This window comes from Butyricimonas faecihominis, assembly GCF_033096445.1.
In the GTDB taxonomy this organism is placed as follows: domain Bacteria; phylum Bacteroidota; class Bacteroidia; order Bacteroidales; family Marinifilaceae; genus Butyricimonas; species Butyricimonas faecihominis.
In genome coordinates, this window is sequence record NZ_AP028155.1 from 4,357,825 (window position 1) to 4,383,672 (window position 25,848).

Sequence of the window (25,848 nt, forward strand, 5' to 3'; positions counted from 1 at the left end):
CTCCTTTACAAAAAATCCTATCGGCTAAATAGGAATTGACTTAAATGTAAACAACAAAATTATGAAAAAAAGGAGTAAATGGTATGAATTCGCACGAGAAAAATGTGCAAATAAGTTCATGAGAATTATGAAATTAACTTGCTTGTTAATGCTTGTATTTGCTTTGCATCTTTCGGCAGAGAGTGTGGCACAAAAGATGGTGAGTGCTAAGTTTTCGGACCAAACACTGAAAGAGGTGTTTCGTGAAATCAAAACGCAAACCGGTTTTTATTTCATGTACAATAGCCGGGAGGTCGATGTTCGACAGAGGGTGAATCTCGAACTGGATAAGGTGTCTCTGGAGACTGCATTGGAAAGAATATTTGAACATTTACCTTACGGCTTTGAGGTGACGGAAGGATATGTGTTGATTGTGGCTCGTCCGAAAACAGTAACGGATACGAAAGCAAAGAAAAAGGAGGTCCGGGGACTAGTCACAGACGAAAAGGGCATTAAATTACCGGGAGTCAGTATTTTGATTAAAGGAACCGGAATGGGTACGGTAACAGATATAGAGGGCGCTTTTAAATTGGAGGTCCCTGCTGAAGGGGGAATCATGTTGGTATTTTCTTTTATCGGGATGGAGACAAAAGAGATAAAAGCGGATACTTCATTTATGAAAGTTGTTTTGAAGGAATCGGTAGAACAAGTGGACGAGGTGGTGGTGACCGGTTACCAGAAGATTGATAAACGGGTATTATCCAGTTCTGTTGCCTCTATAAAGGGTGAAGATTTAATTGGTGGAAATGCTATTTCCGTTGACCAGATGTTACAAGGCCGTTTGGCGGGGGTGGCTGTTTTAAACCAAACCTCAACACCGGGTGCAGCTCCAAAAATCCGGATCAGGGGATCATCTTCTATCACGGGAAATCGGGAGCCGGTATGGGTGGTAGATGGTATTGTGCTGGATGAGCCGGTACAACTTTCCACGGAGGAATTAAATAGTATGGACCGGGTGAATTTAATTGGAAATGCGATTTCCAGTTTAAATCCGAATGATATAGAACGGATTGATATTTTGAAAGATGCAAGTGCTACTGCTATTTATGGTGTGAAAGCGGCGAATGGTGTGATTGTGGTAACCACGAAGAAAGGAAGAACGGGGAAACCTCGTATTAATTATGCCGGAAGTATTTCGGTAATGACACCTCCTTCATATGAAGTGATGCGTCTGATGAATTCAGCGGAGCGGGTGGAATTATCAGAAGAAATGCATAAAAAAGGATTACAGTTTTACACGTATCAACCGACAAGTATGGGATACGAGGGAGCTTTGATGGATTTGTGGAATAAAGAGCTGTCGTATGATGAGTTTCGTCAGAAGGTAAAAGATTTGAAAGAAATGAATACGGATTGGTATGATTTATTGTTCCGGGCATCTGTCAGTCACCAACATAGTATAGCAGTATCTGGAGCATCAGATAATACTGATTATTATTTTTCTGTCGGGTATGCTAATGATCAAGGTGTGAATAAAAAGGAGGATTTGGATCGCTTTAATGCATTGATTAAGGTTAATACCCGTTTTACTCCTAATTTAAAAATAGGAATGAATATGAGTGGAGCTTTGACAGACACGAAACGACCGCATAACTCCATTGATGTTTATCAATATGCTGCTCAGACGTCAAGGGCAATTCCCGTGTATGACGAGGAGGGAGAGTTATTCTATTATGACAATGCATTCGGGATTACAGAAAATCTTCCTTTCAATATTTTAAACGAATTGAAAGAGAGTGGTTCAACGGTGAAGAATCAGGCTTTGAGATTTGATATTTCGTTGGATTGGGATATTCTTCCTAGCCTGAAGTTTAGTTCTATTATTGGTTTGACAACGAATAACAATTACCAGACGTATTGGGCGAGCGAGAAGTCTTACTATATTTCCCAGCAACGGGGGACCCCTTATGGAACTCCTCTGCCCACGGTTGTAGATGACGAGTTGGCAACAAAGAGCAAAATTCCTATGGGAGGAGAATTAGTAAAAGAGGATACCCGGAATATGCGTTACACGATACGTAATAGTTTTGCTTATCAGAAGGTTTGGGGACATCACCAACTTGCAGCCATGGTGGGAAGTGAGATATCTTCCTCGAAATATGATGCTTTGAAATCGACACAATGGGGATACCTTCCGGATCGAGGGAAAAAGTTTGTGAACATTGATCTGGAAACTTGGAAGGGCTATGCGGAGATGGTGAGCATGACACCGGATGTAATTACGGATAATTTAACGAATATCGTATCTTGGTATGGTACATTCACTTATTCCTATGCCGATCGGTATATTGCGAATTTCAATATTCGGACGGATGGTTCTAACAAATTCGGGCAAGATAAAAGCGTTCGTTTTTTACCGGTTTGGTCTGCTTCTGCCAAGTGGAATTTGCACAAAGAAGTATTTATGAAGCCTGTGGAATGGATGGACGAGTTTGCAATTCGTATGTCTTATGGTATACAGGGGAATGTACACCCGGATCAAACGCCCAATTTGATTGTGCAGATGGGGTCCATGGATAATATATCTAAAGAATATGAATCTACGTTGTATAAGTTGCCTAATAATGATTTGAAATGGGAAAAGACCAAATCGTATAATTTGGGTATTGATTTTTCTTTCTTCCAATCTTGGTTGTCCGGTACATTGGAAATATACAAGAAAGTGGGAGAGGACCAGGTGATTCAAAAAACGTTGGCGCCATCGACAGGTGCCAATTATGTGGCGATAAATGACGGTGATGTGAATAATAGCGGATGGGAATTGAGTGTGAACGTGAACCCTATTCGTGGAAAAGATTGGAATTGGGGGATTTCATTTAATACGGCAAAGAACTACAATAAAGTGAAGAATGCGGGAGAAGAGTTGTCCGTGACTTGGAGTGATTACGTGAACGGAACGTTAGTGCGTAACGGGCGATCTATAAACAGTTTTTATGCTTATCGTTTCAAAGGGTTGAATGATGAGGGGCTGCCCACGTTCTACGGGGAATCGGAAAAGGATGAGGATGGAGTGGCCATTATTACGACTCAAGAGGAAGCTTTTGATGCGGCATTCGTGTATGCGGGGCGGCGTGAACCGACATTGTCGGGAGGTTTCTCTACTAACGTGCGATTTAAACGTTTGACAATGAATGCAAATTTTTCTTTTGCTTTGGGGAATAAGATTCGGTTGAACAATCTTTATTATGAATCGGGTCAGGCATTGCCATTCCCACAACAAAATATGTCCAGCGAGTTTGTTGATCGCTGGCGTGAACCGGGAGATGATACTGTCATTCCCGCTCTTTCGGATGATGCCATGACATTTGGACCTTATGATAGGAAATATCCGATCGCCAATAATAGGTGGGATATGTATAATAAGAGTGACTTACGAGTCGTATCGGGTGATTTCCTTCGTTGTCGTTCTTTAAGTCTTCGCTATGACATTGCTCCGGAATGGTTGCGTAAATTTTATATTACGGCAGCAAGTCTAAGTTTCGACGTGAGCAATCCTTTTGTTATCAAGAGTAAGGATTTGAAAGGACGCGATCCAGAACAAGTGACGATGGGATCGGGTACCGTTCCTCCGCAGCGGGGATATTCGTTGAGGTTAAATGTTTCATTCTAAAATTATTCACAATGAAGATACAATATTTATATATTATAGTGGTGGGAATATTGCTAGGTGCATGTAGTGATTTCTTGGAGGAAAATTCCCAAGATTTGATGATTCCCAAGAGTGTGAAGAATTACAAGGAGTTTCTGTATGGTGAAGGGTTGAATAATAAAGTCGTTCTTTGTGAATATTTAGATGTCATGACGGATGATGCGGAAGAGATTATTAATACGAACCGACCTGCTGCGACAAGTACGGATACTCGGAAATTCTGGTCCTATTACACATGGCAGGAATATCCTGAAATGCAGATGGATAATTCTTTATTGGAAGACAATGCATGGGGAGAATATTATCATAGGATATTGATTGCCAATATTGTTTTGGATCATTTGAATGATATGGCTGGAACGTATGCCGAAAAAATGGATTTAGCGGGAGAGGCCTACTTCTTGCGGGCTTGGTCTTATTTTATGCTGGCTAATTTATACGGGAAACCGTATATTGACGAGGCTCAAGCGGCCAAGGATTTTTGTGTTCCGATCAATAGAGCTATTGATATAGAGGAAAAACCATTATCTCGTTCTTCTATCAAAGAAGTATATGATTTGATGGAAGCGGATATAAAGTCTTCTATTGCATCTTTCAAATCTGCAATGGTCGAGAAAACCATTTTCCGTCCTAATTTACCGACATCTTACCTGCTGGCTTCACGAATTGCTCTTTTCCGGAAAAGTTATGATGATGCGATCGCTTATGCAGACTCCGTTTTGCTTTCGACAAAGGCAACTTTATTTGATATGACGGAAGACTATACGATACCTCGTTTTTTGAATAGTGGAAATTGCGAAATCTTGTTCTCTTATGGAGAAGCACCATCGGGAGGTTTAGCCGCTTTTCAGTACGCATCTTCAAGGCGTGCAGCTTTTATTCCTTCTACGGGATTGATGAAATTGTATGTGGAGAATGATCAACGAAAGGCGTCTAAGTTATTTTTTGCCACGGAAGGGAAAAAGCCGATGAAATACTATGGATCTACATCCGATAATATGTATCCTCATGCTTTTCGTTTGGCAGAGGTTTACTTGAACCGGGCAGAGGCTTATGCGGCAAAGGGAATGACAGCCGAGGCGTTGCGAGAGGTGAATGCCCTACGGGAAAAACGGATACCCGAGAATTATGAAGTTACGGCAGCAACAGCAGCAGATGCCTTTGTCTTGGTGAAGGATGAACGGCGGATGGAATTTTGTTTCGAGGCTTTCCGCTGGTTTGATTTGCGGCGTTGGGATCGTCCGAAGATAGTACATCGTTTTTCTTCAGCCGAAAACCCGAGTAATTATATAGAATATGTCTTGCAACAAGACGATCCTGCCTATACTTTACCGATACCACAGAAAGAACGGGAGATGAATTTATCGATAGAGAATATAAACCGTCCACAACGGGAGAAGTAGATGAATTAAAAAACAGAAGATTATGAAAGGAATAAGATTAATGATTATATGCGTGTTACTGTTGGGGTTCAACGCATGCTCGGATGAAGATGATATCCATGTCAACGTGGAAGATAGTTGGTATAATCTGGAGGATGATCCCTCAGATCCGGTTCAACATTATATCTATCAATTTTACAAGGATTACCAAACTATTATTATAAAGGATCCGGAAGTGGAGGATTATCGATATAATTTTAAAAGGAAGAATAATATTAAGGTGGTTGCTCCCGTTCAAGAAGCTGCATTGCTGACAAAGGGATTGGATATGGTGAAAGATATTTTTATAGAAGTTTATCCGGAAAGTTTTAAAAAGAAATATTTCCCGTATTCTATTATTATGGCAGATTCGATCCTTTTTTTGGGCATGGAAGACCAAATCCCTTCTTATCATAGTTATGCAAGTTCAAATTTTGTCGCAATAGCTGGAATCCGTTCGAAAATGAATGAATATACAGATCGTGATATTCGTGATATTCGGGGAGAAGTTAATGCGAAGTTTTGGAATGATTATTTGTCTGCAATTAAAAATGTCTTTACAGTTCCGGATGAATTTTATGAGGTGAGTGAAGAGTTTTATGGAGAAACAGATTGGGGATGGGATATTGAAACTCCGGATGATATAGATTGGCACGAGATGGGCTTTATTTCCTATGACCCGGGAAATACAAGTTATGATGATGATCCGGACTGGGGAGGTTGGTGGATACAAGCTCCGAACAAGAGTATTGATATCATGCAGTGGTTGGAGTTTATATTTAGTACGACAATACAAGAACGAGAAATGTTATTGGAAACTTATCCTCTCATGAAAAAGAAATATGAAATATTGCAAGAGACCATGAAAAAATATGACGGTTTTGATATTACTAAGTTGAATTAAGATTGGTTATATGGTAGTGTCTCAAAAAATTGGGATTTACACACTTTTTGAGACACTATCCCTTTATGCCTAAACACAGCTTTTTTACTATGCGCCGTTCCTATTTCAACTTGAATTTTTGTAGGGTAAAAGTAACCTCAAAACAAAAAAGAGTCTCATTATGAGACTCTTGTGGGCGCTGAGGGATTCGAACCCCCGACCCTCTGGGTGTAAACCAGATGCTCTGAACCAGCTGAGCTAAGCGCCCGTGTTGCTTGATTGCGGATGCAAATGTAGTGCATTTTTTGAATTCTGCAAAAAATGTATGCCGAATTTTTCAAGAAAAATATAAAATATGGGCGTGTTTTGAGAAAGGTTCTGTTTCTTGGAGTGGATTCGTGTAAAATAGAATCTTCGAAATTATAGCTACAAAGGATTGAAGTGTTTGATTCTGTGAAATAATATCATATATTTGTAGAGATAGAAAGATAAGATGCGGAAGAGTTTGTATGGAAATATAATGAGTCAGCTCTCATCTTTATCTGAAAATTGCTAAGACATCAGATGCTCGGTAACTAGTGTGGATTGTTATTTATTTTTGGGTGATGCCTTAGATAAGATAGACGTTGATAATCCTCGCTTTTTATTGTATAATTTTTGCTTGGAGGATTGGGCAAAATTGAAATACAATAATTTATGGATGAGCCGCCATACTGATGTGTAAAGAGAAAAGGAGTGTATTCCGAGCCTAGAAAACACAGAAGACTCATTTCTCCTGTTAAGCAATTTTATAAGTTAATCAACAATCAAAGTTTTCGAAAAATATGAGTAAATATCTAGTTATAATATTATTCTTGGTATGTAGTTGCATGGATAAGAATAAAAATAGTCATTCTGATGTTCAGAAGTTTTATGCCGCTCCATCTCCTGCACAAATCTTGGAATGTTTATCACTACCTCAAGATAAAGCGTGTCTATTGGGGAAGCGGACGGATGGAACAACTTTTTTACTGATGACAATAAAAGAAGGTGGCGTGTGGAAAATGGAGTCCATGATTGAGGATTGGGAGAAAGTGGTTTCTTGGCTTCCGGGGAAATTATTGAATGCGGATACGAAAGATTATAAAATGTTTACGCTTTATGCCATGACTTATTTCCTTTTTTATCGAGACGGAGAACCTATTTATTGTGATTTAACGGGAAAGGAATATACGCCGGATAAAGCTTGCGAAGAGTTGGTGAATGAAGTAAATCGAATGAATTTATATCAAGAGAAGATCGAAGAAATGAAATCGAAAACTGATACAGACTTGAAATTGTGAATATTCCGGAGGACTTGGAGTTTCAAGGGAAATTGGATGAGATCCAGGTAGTTGTCTCGGTTGAATAAAAAATAGGTGTAAATATAGCTACGAAGGAATAAAGTGTTTGATTTTATGAAATAATATCATATATTTGCAGGAGTTGAAAAATAAAGTGCGGAAGAGTCCGCATTAAAATATTGTGAATTTGTTCTAATTGCTATCTAGAAATCGCCAATTTAAGGAGCAAGATTAGGCAGTAAATTCACGCTGGCTAGCGTGGATTGTTGTCTATTTGCTCCGAGGCGTTTGGCGATGCCCTAGATAGGATAGAATGTACGATCCTCGCTTTTTTTATTGTATAATTTTTGCTTGGGGGATCGGGCAAAATTGAAATAGCGAAAATCTATGGATGAGCCGCCACATTGATTCATGAAAAAAAGGAGTGTATCCCGAGCCTAGAAAACACAGAATACTCACTCCTCCTGTTAATCAATTTTACAAATTAATCAACGATCAAAGTTATGAAAAAAACTTATGAGTGGAAAGTTTTACGCCTAAATTGTCGTTCGATAGACAGATTGCAAACAAGATTCAAGAGAATATACGTGGATGTAACACGATGAAAAACCGGGTGTTGCGCTAACAACTCCCGGTTCGGACTAGATGTTGGAAGCATCTAGTAAATGTTTAATTTTAAAATACAAATTTATGAAAAAAAGCAAGAAGTATTTTGTTTTTGGGGACCATTGTACCCGTGGAAAAACAAAATTGCAATGGAGGCACGTTTGCCTGATGTGCGTGATTTTGCTGATGTTGCCCTTTGTTGGTCGAGCCCAGCAACAAAAAGTGTCTGTTCGGGTGAATAAAGCGGGGGTACAGGAAGTTTTTCGGCAGATTAAAGAACAGGCGGGTTTGAATTTTGTTTACGACAAGGCGCAGGTGGCCACCTTGCCGCCCGTGACGCTGACCATGCAAGGGGTGACGGTGGATGCTGTCTTGAAACGAGTGTTTCAGGGGAGTCCATTCGAGTACATTTATGAAAATTCAACTGTCGTGATAAAAAAACGGGCTACTGTTCCCCAGAAACCGGGCGAAGTGGTTATCCGGGGAGTCGTGTCGGATCAAGACGGGAACACGATTCCGGGGGTATCTGTTGTGTTGAAGGGAACCACGCTGGGTACTGCGTCGGATGCGGACGGGAAGTTTGCGCTTGCCTTGCCTTCGCTGGATGGCGTGGTGCTGACATTCACGTGTATCGGGATGAAGACACGGGAAATAGCCGTGAAGGATGCGAAGACGTTGAACGTTACCTTGGAGGAGGATTCCGAGACGATTCAAGAAGTGGTGGTGACCGGAATCTATTCCCGTAATAAAGAAAGTTTCACGGGATCATTCGCTACCTACTCGAAGGAAGATTTGAAAATGATCGGGAGCCAGAATGTTATCCAGAGTCTGAAAAGTTTGGATCCTTCCATGCTGGTACTGGAGAGTAAACAATGGGGATCGGACCCGAACCGGATGCCGGACATTGAAATCCGGGGAAAGACGAGTGTGGTTGGTTTAAAGACGGAATTTGATAATGACCCGAATCAGCCTTTGTTTATTTTGGACGGTATCGAAACGACGCTGGAGACGATTGTTAATTTGAACATGGACCGGGTGGCTAGCGTGACGATTTTGAAAGATGCTGCCTCCACGGCCATTTACGGGTCAAAAGCGGCCAACGGCGTGATTGTCGTTGAGACGGTTCAACCGGAAGCGGGGAAGTTACGTCTTTCTTATAACGGTAATTACGGGATTCAATTTGCGGATCTTTCTGCCTATAATTTGATGAATGCATCCGAGAAGTTGGAGTTTGAACGCCTAACCGGGCTTTACGGGGATTTGGAGAGTAACACGAATATAAGTAATATTGAAAAATATAATCGGCGGCTAGCCGAGGTGAAGCGGGGTGTTGATACTTATTGGATGAACGAACCGCTCCGTACCGTATTCAATCATAGTCACAACGTTTATATTGACGGGGGTGATGATGCCATGCGTTACGGGTTGGGATTCGGTTACAATAATTCCAATGGCGTGATGCAAGGGTCTGATCGGAATGTCATCAGTGCCAACATTGATTTGACTTATCGTCGGGAAAAGTTGTTGTTTGCCAATAAGTTTAGCATGGATGTTACTCATACGGAGCGGGAACCCGTGGCTTTTTCCGAATTTTCGAAAGCGAACCCGTATTATCGGAAGAGATTGGAAAACGGATATGTTCCCATGTGGTTGGAGGATACCGGGACGGAACAAAACAAAGGATCATTAAAGAATCCGTTATACGCGTGGGGAATAAAAAATACGAATATTGGGAATTCGATCGCCTTGCGTGATAATTTCTCGATCGAGTGGAGGATGTATCCTTTTTTGAGGGCGACGGCGAGAGTCGGGCTTACCAAGAACGTGAGCCGGGATGAGCAATTCAAATCCCCCAAACATCCTGATTATCTGGAAACGGATAAGTTGAAACAGGGTTCATTTTCGGCTTCAACCTCGGAGGCATTCTCTTATAACGGGGATTTGAATATTGCTTTCGGTAAGTTGTTCGTGGAAAAACATCAAGTGAACGTGGTGGGAGGATGGTCTTTTAGTGAGAATAAAAATAAGCGGGATGGTTATAGTGTTGTCGGTTTTAACGATGATCTGCATATGAATCCGGCTTTTTCCACGGGTTTTACAGATGGACAGAAGCCTAATTACTCTTTGGAGCGTAGCCGTTCGACCAGCTTTTTCATGAATGTCAACTATTCTTTTATGAATCGCTACCTGATGGATTTCAACGTGCGTTCGGACGGTACGTCTAAATTCGGGGCGAATAAACGTTTCTCGACAACTTGGTCTGTGGGTTTGGCTTGGAATATTCATAACGAGGAGTTTATGAAGTCGTTGGGGCTTTTCACGAATTTCAAGATCAGGGCATCCGTGGGTAACCCCGGGAATCAGAATTTTGACGCATATCAGGCGATGAAGATTTACAAGTATAACGTGGAACTGCAAAATATGTTTGGTTCAAGCGCGATAATTGACCAGTTTGGTAACAAGGATTTGGATTGGCAACGTACGTTGGATAAGAATATCGGGGTGGATATATCCATGTTGCGGAATCGAATCCGGGTGACGCTGGATTATTATTACAAGGATACCGATCCTCTTTTGATCAGTGTTCCGATGCCTCCGTCCGTGGGCGTGGGTTCCATTAATGCGAATGCCGGGCGGCAGCTTTCTTGGGGATGGAACGGGAGTATTTTCGGGACGGTGATCCAGAAACAGGATATGAGTTGGACGTTGAACATGAATTTTAGAACGTCCAAGTCCGAGTATCGGGATATTGGTGATAAATTGAACGAATTTAATGAATTGGGAAGCGCGCAGAGCTTGGTTCGTTATTATGAAGGAGCCAGTCCCGATGATATGTGGGCTGTGCCCTCGTTGGGAATTGACCCGGCAACCGGGGCGGAAATGTTTAGAAAGAAAGATGGTTCCCAGACCTTTATCTATTCGACAGCCGACGAGGTGGTTGTGGGGTGTTCCCGTCCGGACGTGGAGGGAGTTATCGGTTCTTCCTTCTACTACAAAGGTTTTTCCGCTTCGGTAAATTTCCGGTATCGTTTGGGGGGAGAGGTGATGGCCTCGGCCCTGTACTCGAAAGTGGAGAATATATCGGAAGAGCAAATTTATTATAATCAGGATAAGCGGGCGTTACATGATCGTTGGCAGAAACCGGGAGATAAGGCAAAGTTCAAGTCGATAAAAGATACTTCTCCGACACCGATGTCTTCCCGTTTCGTGCGGACGGAAAACACGTTCTCCGGTGAATCCATTTCCATGGGATACGAATCTTCTGCCGCGTGGATAAAGAAAATCGGGGCGGAAGGAATTACTTTCAGGGCATATATGAATGATATTTTCCGGGTGTCTTCTTTCAAGGAAGAACGGGGAACGGATTATCCTTTTGCCCGCACTGTTTCATTTTCATTGAGTTTACGATTCTAAAAGACGAAATTATGAAATTTGCGAGTAAATTATTGAACAAGTTGAAATGCCTCACGATGATCGTGTTGGTCACCACCGTGGTGTCTTGTGACAGTTGGTTGGATTTGGGATCGGAAGACCGGATCATGGAAAACACGCTTTTCTCTTCTCAAGCCGGGTTTATGACCGCTCTGAACGGGGTGTATATTGAATTACTAAATTCCAACTTGTATGGAGGTACGTTGTCTTACAAGACGTTTGATATTCTTGCGCAATACTATGATTGTGATAAAGATGAACAGACGTGGCAAAAGTTATCTACTTTTGACCAAACGGCTAAAAAAGGACAAGTGGCCGGGTTATGGTCGAAGGCTTACACGTTGCTTGTCAACGTGAACACGATTATAGAGGCGTGTGACGAGAGAAAGGATGTGCTGAATAGCGAATATTATCATGTCCTCAAAGGGGAAGCTTTGGCGTTGCGTGGATTGTTGCATTTTGAAGTTTTCAGGGTGTTTGGACCGATCTATTCCCTTGATCCGGAAACGGAGTGTATGCCTTATTCAGAATCTTCTGATTTGAAAGTAAGACCTTTACTGAAAGCATCGGAAGTGGCAAAGTTGATTATGGATGATTTCAAGGCGGCAGAGGAGTTGCTGAAGGATTATGATCCGGTGATTGAAAAAGGAGCGCTTTGGGGGGATGAAGGTCCGGGGTTACCCAATGATATGGTGTATCGCTCCCTGCGCTTGAATTATTACGCGGTAAAGGCCTATATCGCCCGGTTGGCATTGTACACGGGGGACAAGGAAACCGCGTTGACCTATGCCCGGCAAGTGATCAAGGAAACGCAGGAGGATAATAACTGGTTCCCTTTTGTCACTCGTGCAGCGGCCACGACTCTCTCGAAATGGGACCGGGTGTATAAAACGGAAATCTTGTTCGGGTTGTATAATTTGAAGCGGGCGGACGTGTACGAATCCACATTTTCTAACAAGTTGGGAGAGAAGGTGATTCTACGTCCGACAGATGCTAATATCGAGAATTTGTACGAGGAGAACACGAGGATGAATGATTGGCGTTATACGGAACAATGGATGACCTTGAAAGATCCGGATGGGAATGAAAAGAAACATTTCGTGAAGTATATGGCCGTGGATGATACGGAGGGGCCTGATGATAATAAAGTTAGTCAGGGATACACGTATCTCATGCCTGTCATGCGGATTTCCGAGATGTATCTGATCGTGGCGGAATGTTCCAACAACGAGGTGGAAGCATTTGACCATCTGAATCGATTACGGGCGGCACGGGGTGTTGCCAAGGTAAATCAAACGCTCGGGCTGATGGATCTGGTCGAAGCAGAATTTCGGAGGGAGTTCATTGGAGAGGGACAATTGTTCTGGTTTTACAAACGACAGAATAGGGCGCAAATACCTTCAAGTAAAGATCTCAATAACATGATCACGATGGAAAAGAGTTTTTATTTGTTTGATTTGCCTCAAGACGAGAAAGATAAACGAGGTGTGGAATAAAGAATTAAACGAATGAGATTATGAAACGAAGATATATAGCCATATTGATCATTGGTCTGGCAACGTGGTTGTGCGCTTGCGAGACAGAGATGATGGGATACGAGGGGGAGAGCGGTATTTATTTTATGATGCAGAAACCTCCGGCTTCCGGGTATGGTGATCCGGAACAGTATGAATACGTGGATACCACTTTGATCCCTTTCGCGATGTTCACGGCCAAGGATACCGTGTTACCGATCCGAGTGAGGATTACCGGAGACGTGGTTGATCACGACCGTTATTTCACGATTCGGGTGGTAGATACTCTCACGACGGCAAAGGCGGGGGAAGATTACGAGCCGTTCGAGAATAGCCAAGTGGTAAAAGCCGGGGAGAGACAGGCGGAAGTCCCTTGTCGGATCGTGTGGACGGAAAAATTAATGCAAAATCCTGACACGATGATTTACTTGACCGTGCGGCTGGAGGAGAGTGTGGATTTTAAATTGCCGTTGAAAAGGTGGATTCCTTTCGGAAGCATATATGGTTCAACGGATAAAGTTGTTAATCCGCTCGTTCATGTGATCGGGATAAATGATCAAGTGGTTGTACCCAAGCAATGGGCTGCGAATTATTGGGGAACGTTTTCTCCCACGAAATTCAAGCTGGTATGCGTGGTGCTTGGTCTAACGATGCAGGATTTTGAAGATTACAAGACTATGAACTTGAACAGGTCGCAAACATTGGCCCAGAATTTTGATCGCTATCTGAAAGAGGAAAAAGCGGCAGGACGTACGGTGATGGATAAAGATGCCGCGGGTAACGAGTTTGAGATGACGATGGGGCCTCTGATATGATTTATTTTTAAATGAAATGTTATGAGAATGATATATAAGATTTTTCTGATCGGATTACTGGGAATTTTTCTGTTTGAAAGTTGCTATGATGACAAGGGAAATTATTCCTATCGTGCGATTAACGAGATCACCGTGAAACATGACTTTTTTGGAGACACGGTGTTACGTATGTATTCTTTCGTGGATACGTTGCGAGTTTTTCCTGAAATTTCAACAACCGTTAACCATGATCCCGATAATTATGAGTATGAATGGGTGGCCGTGGGCGGCGATCCGACGATCGGGGGACAATATACGCTGGGAAAAGAGAAGGATTTGGTTTATCCGATTACTTTGCCTTCCCAGAGCTATAGTGTTTATTTTAAAATTCAGGATAAGTCCACGGGATTAACCACGATTTCAAGTTTAAGTTTGCAATTGTCAACCTTGTTTTCGCGAGGATGGCTTGTGCTGGGGGAAGGAGATGACGGGCGAACCCAGCTTGATATGGTATCAACGGGAGGAGAGGACACGACTTTGTTGAAAAATATTTTACAAGAGGTTGATTTGCAGGAATGGGGTAAGCCGACTTGCATTTTTGTTCCTCCCTATCGCCCTGCCGCTGCATTGAATTATATTCATGTCGGGACGGATAAAGGTACTTACAGGCTTAGTACTTCAACCCTGTTGCCCATTGAGGGGGCACATTTGAAATGGTCTTTTTATGATGTATCGGCTGCCGGAGAGTGCGTGATGACCGAGGCTGTACAGATTATGGGATATTACCGTGCTGCCCTTGTGGATGGTAATTTGTATTATACGGAATTGGGTGGCCAACAGGCTTGTTTCTTTGGATCCCCAAGTAATCATTACAAGGGTAATTATGATCTCTTCCCGGTGGGGGATAAAATCGGATATAGCGTGAAAGAACGGGGATATGCTACCGTGTTGTATAATAAGCGGGATGGGCGTTTCGTGTATCAAGAAAGTGGTTACGGTACTCCTGTTGGCTACTGTGCGGATATGTCTGATCGGGTGGGGGATCCTTTCTCTTGGAAACCGGAATACGAGTACGTGACAACACTGAATTGTCATAAAGGTTCGGGTTCGACTTACACGATATTAAGGGATGGAAGTGATTTTTATTTGTATAGTTACCGGATTTCCTATAGTTTCGGTATAATAAAACAATTAATGGTAAAAATGGATAACGTGATCGACTTGGATAAGGCGGAGTTTTTCGGGACAAGTAATATGTTATCCGTGATTTACTATACCATGGGGAATAAACTGTATGGTTACGATTTCGCGAGGAGGAAGTGTGAACTGTTGAAAACGTTTGATGGTTACGAGATTACCTTGTTTTTATCGGACATCTTGGTAGAGACTTCAAAGGATTATTTCTATATAGCGTTGTATAATCCGGCGAAACCGGCATCGACTGGCGGTGAGATCAGGAAATATGCGATTGTGGATGATGTGGATGATATTGTGATCAAGGAGGAGAAAGGCTCGAAGTGGGAGGGGTTGTGCAAGGTGAAGAGTATTGCGTATAAACCTAGATGATGGAACGTGTGGGTGTTTAGTAGGCGGATTCTGCTGAAACAGGTGTTGTCTAGAAAGTCAATTTACACAACTACCCCCTCTAACTCCCCCTGTGTAAGGGGGGGCTGGTGGGGGTAGTTGGTAAATACAAGCAGGACTTTTGACACACCCTCCCTTTTTATTTGTGACAATGACTTTAATCGGTTACCGTTCTGCCCGGGTAATGTAACCGTTTTTTATGGGTAATAATCTCCAATACTGCTTGCAAACCTCTTTCCCGGTCCTTGTTTGTCTATCGCGAAAGGGCGATGAAAGGGTAGTGAAAGGGACGGGGGAGATTATTACCCTAGTTAAAGGGGATGAAAACTAGGGCTGATGTGTGTGAATGGATTGTGTGATTTTGGGGTATCGGGGAGAACCAAAAGAGAAGTAAGGGAAATAGGAAGGTAATAATCCCACTCTTTCGATGATCCCTCGAAATTTATTCAGAGCTGCTGCATAGCGTGTTGTGTGAGCCACGAGTAAGCTCTGAATAAGCTCTGGGGAAGGGGTATTATTTGGGTTAGATTACTTCTTTATTTGGGTTTATTCTCTACTTCATCGGGGACTTCGCTCGGGGTATGATATACTTCCTCTCTATTTACGCTATCTTTGGTGATTACTGTATAATAAGTTACGTGTCTTTTAATTCATACGATTTTATAAGTCGGATATATGCAGGGGGCAGTTACCATCCATGTTTATCGAAGGTGAATGCTCTATGAATGCAGGATGAATGCTTCGTGGTCTAAATGAACTATAAATAGAATGATTAACAAGTTAGAATCGAGGATAGGGGTTAGATAGGGAAATGCCAGCCTTTTCCTAGGGGTATGATACCTCTCGGACGTTTCAAGTTGCTGACAAAAACGTTGTCCCGTCGGCACTATTCTTGTTTCTTTTCAATTTTGTTAATGAAGATGGTTTCGAACAGTTCGCCTCGGGTAAGTTTACCGTTTTGCAGGCAAATGGCCTCGATTCGTCCTTTGGCGCATAGAATGTTTTCGGGGAGTTTGTAGATGTCCTCGAAGAATACCAGCTTGATACCTTCTCTTTGGTAGGCAACTTGGACGACAAAGCGGTCGCTGCCGCGAAGGGAGTGTTTGTAGGAAATGTCGATGCGGGAGACCATTACGTCGATGCCTTGGTCGTGCAGGGCGGAAAAACTGGTTCCGGTGGTTTCCAAAAATTCGTGACGGGCGTGTTCCATGTAGTGTTGATAGTTGGAATTATTGACCACGCCTTGCAGGTCACATTCGTAGTCCCGTACTTTCATCTCTATTTCAAATGCGTAATCTTTCATGATTATAAGCCTATAAATTCGGGTACAAACTTAGTAAAATCTGTGATACTCGTTATGTTTTTTTTTGATGTTACGAAATATAATTAGAGAAAAACGGGATTTAGTCGAATTATGATTCGTGATTTGGAAATTTGTTTTTTTCAGCATTTATAAGCCTAATGATTCGTTGATAAGGATAATTTTGATTCGTTTTTGGGGGAGTGATTTTTCCGTGATGGTCCACGTGTTGCACAGGCGGTCGGCACTTTGACAATTCATGCAGGTTCTTGTCGTTTGGCAAGGGGTATGCAAGTGAGGGTGGCGAATGGCGTTGAGTGGGGCAGCTATCGTGCGAATACGCTCCATGGCTTGCTCGATGTCATCCGTGATTTTGTTGGTACCGATGAACAGAATGACGTGTTCCGGCCCGAAGGTGATGCCTGCTACCCGGTTACCTACCATGTCCACGTTGACAAGTTGCCCTTGGCGGGTGAGGGCATTAGTACCCGTGACGAATAAATCGGCGAGGAGGGCTTGGCGGCGCCAGTATGTTTTCTGGGCCCGGCTGTAACCGTCTTGAAAAGTCCGGATGAGAATGCATTCCGGTCGTTGCTCGATCTCGGAAAGAATTCCCGTGGCTTTCATCGTTTCGGAGTCTCCCCATGAAATAGTGGTCGGTTTTATCTTGTCAAAAATTTCTTGAAAGAAAATGTCTCTAGCCTCTTGCCGGTTGTTGGCGAAGTAAACTTCGAAATGGTTTCTTTCCAAGGCTTTTATGGTTTGATCGATAATTGCTTGTTCCATATTTCATTATTTTGGTTCGAGGGGTAAAGATAAAGATAAAAAATGAGAGAACGAGTCGGGTGGTTCCGAAAGCTACAAGTATGTGATGGTTGAAACAATAGATATTCTTATAATTGTTTGGTTGTTTTAATGAAAGCTGTTAAATTTGTGTTATCGCAACCGCTGTTACTGTAACAGCGGTTGCGATAACACAAATTTAACAGCTTATGAAATTTTATAATAGACAGAAAGAAATAGCTACCTTAAAAGAAATAGAGCAGAACTCTTCCAAGTCATCTCAGATGACTATAATGGTAGGTAGAAGACGTGTTGGCAAAACAACTCTTCTTAAACGTGCATTTGAGAAAAAGTCGGTATTGTATTTCTTTGTAGCAAAGAAAAATGAGGTGCTGTTATGTGAAGAATTTACTCGTGAAGTTGAAGATAAGTTAGGAGTGGCTTTGGGACGTTTCCAGAATTTTGCATCTCTATTCAAGGCAATTATGGTGCTATCAAGTGAAAGAAATTTCACGTTGATTATTGACGAATTTCAAGAGTTTACCAGTCTAAATAAGTCCGTATTCAGTGATATGCAGAATATTTGGGACACTTACAAGGATCAAGGCCATATGAACTTGGTCCTCTGTGGTTCGATATATTCAATGATGAAAAGAATTTTTGAGAATTCAAAAGAGCCATTGTTTGGTAGAGCCACATCAAAAATGACCATTAAGCCGTTTGACATCGCAACTATCAAAGAGATATTGGCAGATCACAACCCCGATTATAAGCCCGATGATTTACTTGCTTTTTATATGGCTACAGGTGGTGTGGCTAAATACATAGAACAACTGGTTCAATTTCAGGCCTTAACCAAAACTAGGATTCTGGACGCCATATTCAAGGAAAATTCTTATTTTCTGAATGAGGGTAAAGATGTTTTAATAGATGAGTTTGGCAAAGATTATGGTAATTATTTTTCTATCCTTTCTTTAATAGCTTCTTCCAAAACAGAACGTGGCGAAATGGAGAGCATTTTAGAAATGCCTGTTGGTGGTTATTTAGATAAACTTGAAAAGGAGTATAATATTATCAAGAGGGTACGCCCCTTCGGTGCTAAAGAGGGTAGCCGTAACAATAAATATCTGATTGAAGATAATTTCTTAAATCTTTGGTTCCGTTTTATTTATAAATATCGTAGTGCCATTGAGATTGGCAACTTGGACTATGTGCGTAACATAATGGAAAGGGATTATGATACATTCAGCGGGATTATATTAGAAAAATATTTCCGGGCAAAAATGATTGACTCTATGGAGTACTCGGATATTCAAGGCTATTGGAATAATAAAGGAGAAGATGAAATAGACATTGTTGCTGTGAATGAGTTTGAAAAACGTATTGTTTTTTGTGAGATCAAGAGAAATCCTAAGCGAATTAGCTTACCCATCCTTGAAGAGAAATCAAAAAACATCGTGAAAAAATTTTCTAAGTTTACGGTAGAGTACAAAGGCTTATCTTTAGAAGATATGTAGAGTTTGATTACTGGATGATGTGATTAAATCTCTTGTGAGGAAGAAATCTATGAATTGTTGATTTTTTTGTATTTTTGCAGGGTATTCTAATTCTATACAATTAAATTAATCCTTAAACTATTGATGATGAGGCATACGCTATTGATTTTGATGCTATTGGTTTGTGGAATGAGTGCTTCGGCGCAGTTGACGTTGAAGTCGGAGAAGGGAGATTTTGAGGCTCGTTTGATTGGTCGGGCGTTATTTGACGGAGGGGTGTTTTTTAGTGATAAAACGTCTTTGGGAAATGCGGTTGAGGTATATGATGTCCGCATGGGGACGGTGATTCGTTTCCTAGAAAGGTGGACCGGGAAGATCGAGATGGGGTTTGCCAAGAGTAAGGTGTCGATGAAAGATATTTATATCGAGTATAATGACGGGAAGAATCTGTTCCGGGTGGGCCATTATTTCGAACCGTTCAGTTTGGAGTACCGGATCGGGACGTCTGATATGAAGTTTAACGGGGCAGCCGTGACCGGGATTGCTTTCGGGGATCGTCGGCGGCTGGGAATCAGTTACACGTATAATTGCGACGTGTTGAACGTGTCGGGAGGCGTGTTCAGCGATAAAGATATTGACAACACGGAGAAAGGGGATGAAGGGTACGCGTTGTCGGGGAGAGTGTTGTACCGTCCTTATTCAAAGGAGAAGGACGTGATTCATGTCGGGGTTTCTTCTCGGTTTGGAGTGCAGGGAGAGGCAGAAGAGAACACGTTGACTTATTCGGCCGGGGCTCCTTCGAATTTGATTCCCGAGAAGTTTTTGAAGGCAGAGGTGACCGAGGCAATTAATGAATGGAAATTCGGGGCCGAGGTGGTGATGGTGCTTGACAGGTGGTATTTCCAGAGTGAATACCTGATGGCTCACGTGAATCGTAAAGCGTCGGTTGAGAATTATAACGGTGACGGTTGGTACGCGCAAGTGGGGTATGCCTTACTGAATGGCCGTTATGGTTATAATAAAACGAGTGGTATGGCCACGGCTCCGGGGGCGAAGAGCTTGGAAATTCTGTGTCGCTATAATATCACCGACATGAACGATAAGGATGCCGGAATTATGGGAGGAAAACAGAATGATTTCTCGATTGGGGGTATCTATTATTTCAACAAGTATGTGGCAGCGAAAATGAGTTATAGCTTGGTGTGCTTGGATAAACATGCACCGATAGATGGGAAGCAGACGTTTAGTATGATACAGGGGAGGATTCAGTTGAGCTTTTAAATAATTGAAAATTGAAAATGGAGAATTGAAAATGAATTCCTCCGTCAGCTTGCTGACACCTCCTCTATAAACAGAGGAGGAGCTGGTGACTCTTCCCGAAGACGGTGAGTAATTCAACTCTCCCTCTGTTTATAGAGGGAGTACCCGAAGGGGGAGGGAGTTTGGTCTAAAATCATTAAATCTAAAATTAATCGATGCGTGTTTGTATAGCGGAAAAGCCGAGTGTGGCGAAGGAGATCGCGGAGGTTCTGGGAGCCAAAGTACGTCGGAATGGTTATTTCGAGGGGAATGACTATTGTGTGACGTGGACATTCGGGCATCTTTGTTCGTTGCAGGAACCGCACGAGTACACGGAGAAGTGGAGGCAGTGGAATTTGAGTATGTTGCCGATGATTCCGTCCTCGTTCCGTATCAAGTTGATTGATGACGAGGGAATCAAACGGCAGTTTGCCATTATAGAGGAGTTGTTCAATCGGGCGGAGATGGTGATTAATTGTGGTGATGCGGGGCAGGAAGGGGAGTTGATCCAGCGCTGGGTGCTTACGAAGGCGAAGTGCAAGGCTCCGGTGATGCGGTTGTGGATTTCTTCGTTGACGGAAGAGGCGATCCGGGACGGGTTTGCCAAGTTGATGTCGTCGAAGGATTTTGACACGCTATACGCTGCCGGGGCAGCCCGGGCGATCGGGGACTGGCTGTTGGGGATGAATGCCACGAGGGCTTACACGTTGCGCTACGGGAACGGGAAGAACGTGTTGTCGATCGGGCGGGTGCAGACCCCGACGTTGGCTCTGATTGTCGATCGGCAGAAAGCAATCGAGCAATTCAAACCGGAAACTTACTGGGAAGTACGGACGGATTACCGGGGAGGCTGGTTCTCTTACACGAAAGGACGTTTCACGGTAAAGGAGGAGGCTGAGGCTTTCATGCAGGAGATTCTACCTTTAGAGTTGGAAATCAAGAGCGTGGAACGCAAAAAGGCCATGGAACACCCTCCGAAACTGTTCGACCTGACGTTGTTGCAGGTGGAGTGTAACCGGAAGTTTGCTTTCTCGGCGGACACGACTTTGAAAATCATCCAGTCGTTGTACGAGAAAAAGTTGACAACTTATCCCCGTGTAGATACGAATTTCTTACCGAATGATATATATCCCAAAGTTCCCGGGATTTTGAAGGGGCTGAAACCATACGTCACGTTGATCGACCCGATTATTAACGGGAGTAAGATACGAAAGTCTCCGAAGGTGTTCAATGACAAGAAAATCACGGATCACCATGCCATTATTCCGACAGGAGTTTTTAGTTATGATATGACCCCGGATGAAAAGCGGGTGTATGATTTGGTGGCCCGACGGTTTATCGCGGTGTTCTATCCGGATTGCGAGATTGCGAACACGACGGTTATGGCTCAGGTGGGGGTGAACGAGTTCAAGGCAACCGGAAAACAGATTATTGACCCGGCTTGGCGGGTAGTTTTTCCCGCGGCATCGAACAAACAGAGTGATGAGAACGTGTTGCCTGTGTACGAGGTCGGGGAAAAGGGGCCGCACACGCCCGAATTGCAGGAGAAGGAGACGCAGCCGCCGAAGTATTACACGGAGGCGGATTTGCTGCGGGCGATGGAGACTGCCGGAAAACAGGTGGAAGACGAGGAACTCCGGGATTTGATGAAGGAGAACGGGATAGGACGTCCGTCTACCCGGGCGGGGATTATCGAGACGTTATTGAAAAGAGGGTATATCCGGAAGGATAAAAAGCGGTTGGTGGCAACAGCCACGGGCGTTGAACTGATTGATACGATCCAGAATGACTTGTTGAAGTCGGCCGAGTTGACCGGACAATGGGAGAAAAAGTTGCGGATGATCGAGGAGGGGACTTACAACGTGTCGGATTTTATGGAGGAGTTGAAGGTGATGGTGAACGAGTTGGTACACGTGGTGAAGTGTTCTCCCCGGAAAGCGATCACCGTGGAGGTGGCAGAAGAGGCGGAAAAAGAATCTACCCCGAAAGAGAAGAAAGCCTCGAAGAAGGAGAAAGCTCCCGCAGAACCCGTCGTGTTGAAATGTCCGAAATGCGGGAACGGCGAGATTATCAAGGGACGGGCGGCTTGGGGGTGTAGCCTGTATCGGAAATCTTGTGATTTTATTATCCCCATGGAATTTTTTGGGAAAAAATTAACACAGAAGCAAGTCGAGACTTTGGTGTTGAAAGGGAAAACGGGAGCGTTGAATGGCTTTAAAAATGAGGACGGTAGTACGTTTAGCGGCCTTCTGCGTTTGGATGATGGTTTCCGGGTGGTCGTGGATAAAAAGTAAGGGGTTGTATTAAATCTATCTTAAAACCTTTTTTACGTGATATAGGTCTGAGTTTTAATCCTTAGCTTTGTGTTACAATAAAAAATAAACAAAGAAAAGCTATGAGATTAAAACATTATTTATCCTGCATGTTGATCTTGTTGTCATTTGTTACGGTGAATGCACAAGAGAAAAAAGAGTTAAAAGAAGGAGATCAAGCTCCCACGTTCAAGTATTTGGATATTAACGGCAAGGAAGTATCCTTGAGTGACTTGAAGGGTAAATATGTCTATATTGATGTATGGGCTACATGGTGTGGACCCTGCCAGTATGAACTTCCTCATTTGAAAGAGTTGGAGAAAAAGATGCATGGGAAGAAAATCGTGTTCGTGAGTATTTCTTGCGATAAAGATAAAGCTGCTTGGGAGAAGATGGTGAAGGAACAAGGTTTGGGCGGAGTTCAATTACACAATGGCGGAGATCGTGAATTTATGACCGCTTTCGGGATCAGAGGTATTCCTCGCTTTATTCTTTTGGACAAAGAGGGTAAGGTGGTGAACGCGAATATGACTCGTCCTTCAAATGCTGAAACCGAGAAAACGCTGAAGGCGTTGAAGGGAATTTAGGAATTTTAGATTTAATGATTTTGGATTGAGGGAGGGATTGAAGTAACTGGAATTTAAAATTTACAATCTAAAATTTAAAATTAATAAGATCACTGAATTTTTAGTTTGGCTTTGGACAATTGTTTAGAGCTTTTTATCAGGTGAACGGGCCTTAGGGATGGGGCCCGTTTTTCTATACAACGTCGTGACCGAAGGGGGTGATGGCCAGACGGGCCAGTTTGAAATGTTGCACGCCGAAGGGGATGCCGATGACGGTGATGCAGAAGATCAGCCCGAAAAGGAGATGGGATAGAAATATCCATATTCCCCCGATAAAAAACCAGATGACATTCATGAGGAAGGAAAGACAACCGCTACTTTGCGGGAGGTCTACCACTTGGCTACCGAAAGGCCAGAGGGCCAGCACTCCGAGTTTTAGGGTTTGTATCCCGAAAGGTATTCCGATGATCGTGATGAACAGACCGATGCTAGAGACAAAATATTCTAGCGCGATGAAAAAACCGCCGAACAGGACCCAGATGATATTTCCAAGAATTTTCATGTGTTATCGTGTTTTATAATGATTTTCCAAAGATACGATAAAGAATGCAATTTAGGAACAGGGGAGAAAGGAACTTGTAACTTGTTGTGAGAATTGTGCGTATGATTCATGTACTTATTAACTTGTAATGAATATGACTATGATCGAGCATTTGACAAAGGATAGTTTTAAGCGGAAGGTGTTTGACTATCAGAATGAGAGGGTGTATAGATTTGAGGGGGAGCGTCCGGTCGTGATAGATTTCTACACGAATTGGTGTGTCCCGTGTAAGACCATAGCCCCGATCTTGGAAGAATTGCAGCGGGAGTACGAGGGGAAAGTTGATATTTACAAGGTGGATAGCGATATGGAGAAGGAGTTGGTGAAGGCCTTCAACGTGCGGAGCATCCCGACCTTGATGTTTGTTCCGGTGGAAGGCCAGCCACAAGTGGGATGCGGGGCCGTGTCCAAAGGGGAATTGAAACATTTCTTTAATCAGGTATTTCATATTTGATATGGGGTAATTTGTTGATTTGTAGGAGATAATCTTGTGAATGGCGGGATTATTAATTTCTATTAATTTCGGAGCCTTGAATTTGAAATTAATATATACCTTTGTGCGTTTTAAAATTAAGGGTATAATAATATGGAAAAGGTGTTTAGTCCGAAATTATTCGGATTAATTAAAGACGGTTCGGTAAAGAAGAATTTATCGAAAGATGTTCTTGCCGGAATCGTGGTAGGAATCGTGGCCTTACCGTTGGCAATCGCTTTTGCCGTGGCCTCGGGTGTTTCTCCTGAAAAGGGAATTATAACGGCTATCGTGGCCGGATTTCTCATTTCATTCTTTGGTGGTAGCCGGGTACAGATCGGTGGCCCCACGGGAGCTTTTATCGTTATTGTCTACGGGATTGTGAATGATTATGGTCTGGACGGGATGATTATTTCAACGATATTTGCCGGGGTGATCATGATCGGGTTCGGTATGTTACGGTTGGGGACGTTACTGAAGTTTATTCCTCACCCGTTGATTGTCGGTTTTACTTCCGGTATCGCCTTGACGATTTTCTCCACGCAAATATCGAATGCTCTGGGACTGACACTGGCAGACGTGCCGGGGAGTTTTATTGGTAAATGGGGTGCTTATTTCGGGGGAATAGATACCGTGAACTGGTATGCCGTGGGAATCACGATCGTGACCGTGTTGATCGCGGTGTATATGCCGAAGATTACAAGTAAGGTGCCGGGTTCGTTTGTTGCCATATTGGTGGTGACGCCTATCGTGGCATTCCTCTTGCCGGAAGGTGCGGTGACGACGATCGGTTCCGAGTTCGGGGAGATTAAATGTAATTTGACCCCGGTGTTCCCGTCAATCGAGTGGGGACAGTTGTCTCATTACTTGCAGCCAGCCATGACGATTGCCATTTTGGGTGCTATTGAGTCCTTGCTGTCCGCGGTAGTTGCCGATGGTATGATCAGTGGGCATCACCGTTCGAATACAGAGTTGATAGCTCAGGGTATTGCTAATATTGCCTCTCCTTTGTTTGGTGGTATTCCTGCCACGGGAGCCATTGCCCGTACGGCAACTAACGTGAAGAACGGGGGGCGTACCCCGATTGCCGGTATCACGCATGCCGTGGTGTTGTTGCTGATCATGTTGTTCTTCGGGAAGTGGGCGTCTTTGATTCCGATGTCATGTCTGGCAGGGATCTTGATCGTGGTGTCTTATAACATGAGTGAATGGCGGTCATTCCGTTCCATTTTGCGGGCATCGATGTCTGACGTGGTGATTTTGCTGGTGACATTCTTTTTGACCGTGCTGGTCGATTTGACCGTGGCGATTGAAATCGGGGTTGTGTTGGCTGCCCTGTTGTTTATGAAACGTATGGCGGATAACGCCCCGAAAGAGATTATCGGAGCCACGAATATGGATAGCGATGTGCTTGAAAATTACAAGAACCTACCGAAAGGTTTGGGGATATACGAGATTAGCGGGCCATTTTTCTTCGGGTCGGCAAAAACATATTGCGAAACAATTCGTAACTTAGGCGTGAATTACGAAGTACTGATTATTCGTATGCGTCATGTGCCTTTCGTGGATTCTACCGGGTTGAAGAACTTGAGAGAGACAATACTTCAATTAAAGAACGAAGGTACGTACATCGTTTTGTCGGGAGTGAATGAATCGGTGAAAAAGGATTTATTGAAGGGGGGAATAGGTGAGCTTGTCGGGGTTGAGAATATTTACCCGAAATTCGATTTGGCTTTACAGGCTGCGAAAGAGAAGATTGAAGAGAAATAATTACA

17 protein-coding genes and 1 tRNA gene are annotated in these 25,848 nt (G+C 43.1%); 14 read left to right on the plus strand and 4 right to left on the minus strand.

Annotated elements, in window-relative coordinates:
* Positions 1-61: 61 nt before the first annotated feature.
* From R8806_RS18105 to R8806_RS18115, 3 genes are read left to right on the plus strand one after another with little or no spacing between them, the layout of a single operon-like run.
* The gene (locus R8806_RS18105) at positions 62-3,649 is read left to right on the plus strand and encodes a TonB-dependent receptor (protein WP_124316421.1); all 3,588 of its coding nucleotides are present in this window, start codon (positions 62-64) and stop codon (positions 3,647-3,649) included.
* An 11-nt stretch (positions 3,650-3,660) separates the two neighbouring features.
* Positions 3,661-5,091 (plus strand): RagB/SusD family nutrient uptake outer membrane protein, encoded by a 1,431-nt coding sequence (locus R8806_RS18110; RefSeq protein WP_124316420.1) that lies wholly within the window; start codon positions 3,661-3,663, stop codon positions 5,089-5,091.
* A 22-nt stretch (positions 5,092-5,113) separates the two neighbouring features.
* Positions 5,114-6,013, plus strand: a complete 900-nt coding sequence (locus tag R8806_RS18115) for a hypothetical protein (RefSeq protein WP_124316419.1) — start codon at positions 5,114-5,116, stop codon at positions 6,011-6,013.
* A gap of 172 nt (positions 6,014-6,185) precedes the next feature.
* Here the strand turns inward: R8806_RS18115 and R8806_RS18120 are convergent.
* A tRNA-Val gene (locus R8806_RS18120) sits at positions 6,186-6,260 on the minus strand.
* Positions 6,261-6,816: 556 nt separating this feature from the next.
* Between R8806_RS18120 and R8806_RS18125 the strand changes: the two genes are divergently transcribed.
* From R8806_RS18125 to R8806_RS18145, 5 genes are all read left to right on the plus strand, one after another.
* Entirely contained in the window at positions 6,817-7,314 is a 498-nt protein-coding gene (locus tag R8806_RS18125) for a hypothetical protein (RefSeq protein ID WP_124316418.1), read from the plus strand.
* Positions 7,315-8,004: 690 nt separating this feature from the next.
* On the plus strand, positions 8,005-11,334 hold the full coding sequence (locus R8806_RS18130; RefSeq protein WP_229782955.1) for a SusC/RagA family TonB-linked outer membrane protein: 3,330 nt from the start codon (positions 8,005-8,007) through the stop codon (positions 11,332-11,334).
* A gap of 11 nt (positions 11,335-11,345) precedes the next feature.
* Positions 11,346-12,848 carry a RagB/SusD family nutrient uptake outer membrane protein gene (locus R8806_RS18135; RefSeq protein WP_124317281.1) on the plus strand — a complete coding sequence of 501 codons (1,503 nt, stop codon included), beginning with the start codon at positions 11,346-11,348 and terminating at the stop codon, positions 12,846-12,848.
* Between the two features lie 20 nt (positions 12,849-12,868).
* Entirely contained in the window at positions 12,869-13,681 is an 813-nt protein-coding gene (locus R8806_RS18140) for a DUF4843 domain-containing protein (protein WP_124317282.1), read from the plus strand.
* Positions 13,682-13,702: 21 nt separating this feature from the next.
* On the plus strand, positions 13,703-15,226 hold the full coding sequence (locus R8806_RS18145) for a PKD-like family lipoprotein (protein WP_151411531.1): 1,524 nt from the start codon (positions 13,703-13,705) through the stop codon (positions 15,224-15,226).
* A gap of 904 nt (positions 15,227-16,130) precedes the next feature.
* Here R8806_RS18145 and R8806_RS18150 read toward each other — a convergent pair.
* Both R8806_RS18150 and R8806_RS18155 read right to left on the minus strand, forming a co-directional pair.
* Positions 16,131-16,547: an acyl-CoA thioesterase gene (locus R8806_RS18150; protein ID WP_124317284.1), complete on the minus strand. Its 417-nt coding sequence runs from the start codon at positions 16,545-16,547 to the stop codon at positions 16,131-16,133.
* Positions 16,548-16,694: 147 nt separating this feature from the next.
* Complete coding sequence (locus R8806_RS18155; protein ID WP_124317285.1) at positions 16,695-17,330, minus strand: lactate utilization protein; 636 nt, start codon at positions 17,328-17,330, stop codon at positions 16,695-16,697.
* 206 nt (positions 17,331-17,536) lie between these two features.
* Here R8806_RS18155 and R8806_RS18160 point away from each other — a divergent pair, with 206 nt between their 5' ends.
* The 4 genes from R8806_RS18160 to R8806_RS18175 all read left to right on the plus strand — a co-directional run bounded on the left by R8806_RS18160 (position 17,537) and on the right by R8806_RS18175 (position 23,021).
* Entirely contained in the window at positions 17,537-18,844 is a 1,308-nt protein-coding gene (locus R8806_RS18160; RefSeq protein WP_151411530.1) for an ATP-binding protein, read from the plus strand.
* Between the two features lie 123 nt (positions 18,845-18,967).
* Positions 18,968-20,104, plus strand: coding sequence for an OprO/OprP family phosphate-selective porin (locus R8806_RS18165; protein ID WP_124318085.1), 1,137 nt, complete (start codon positions 18,968-18,970; stop codon positions 20,102-20,104).
* A gap of 194 nt (positions 20,105-20,298) precedes the next feature.
* Positions 20,299-22,416: a type IA DNA topoisomerase gene (locus tag R8806_RS18170; RefSeq protein ID WP_124318084.1), complete on the plus strand. Its 2,118-nt coding sequence runs from the start codon at positions 20,299-20,301 to the stop codon at positions 22,414-22,416.
* A gap of 101 nt (positions 22,417-22,517) precedes the next feature.
* The gene (locus R8806_RS18175) at positions 22,518-23,021 is read left to right on the plus strand and encodes a TlpA family protein disulfide reductase (RefSeq protein WP_151411529.1); all 504 of its coding nucleotides are present in this window, start codon (positions 22,518-22,520) and stop codon (positions 23,019-23,021) included.
* A 172-nt stretch (positions 23,022-23,193) separates the two neighbouring features.
* Here R8806_RS18175 and R8806_RS18180 read toward each other — a convergent pair whose 3' ends face one another.
* Positions 23,194-23,562: a YccF domain-containing protein gene (locus tag R8806_RS18180; protein ID WP_124318415.1), complete on the minus strand. Its 369-nt coding sequence runs from the start codon at positions 23,560-23,562 to the stop codon at positions 23,194-23,196.
* Positions 23,563-23,695: 133 nt separating this feature from the next.
* Here R8806_RS18180 and trxA point away from each other — a divergent pair, with 133 nt between their 5' ends.
* Positions 23,696-24,055, plus strand: coding sequence for a thioredoxin (gene trxA / locus R8806_RS18185; protein ID WP_229782956.1), 360 nt, complete (start codon positions 23,696-23,698; stop codon positions 24,053-24,055).
* Positions 24,056-24,187: 132 nt separating this feature from the next.
* Positions 24,188-25,843, plus strand: a complete 1,656-nt coding sequence (locus R8806_RS18190; RefSeq protein ID WP_124317403.1) for a SulP family inorganic anion transporter — start codon at positions 24,188-24,190, stop codon at positions 25,841-25,843.
* The last annotated feature ends 5 nt before the right edge of the window (positions 25,844-25,848 follow it).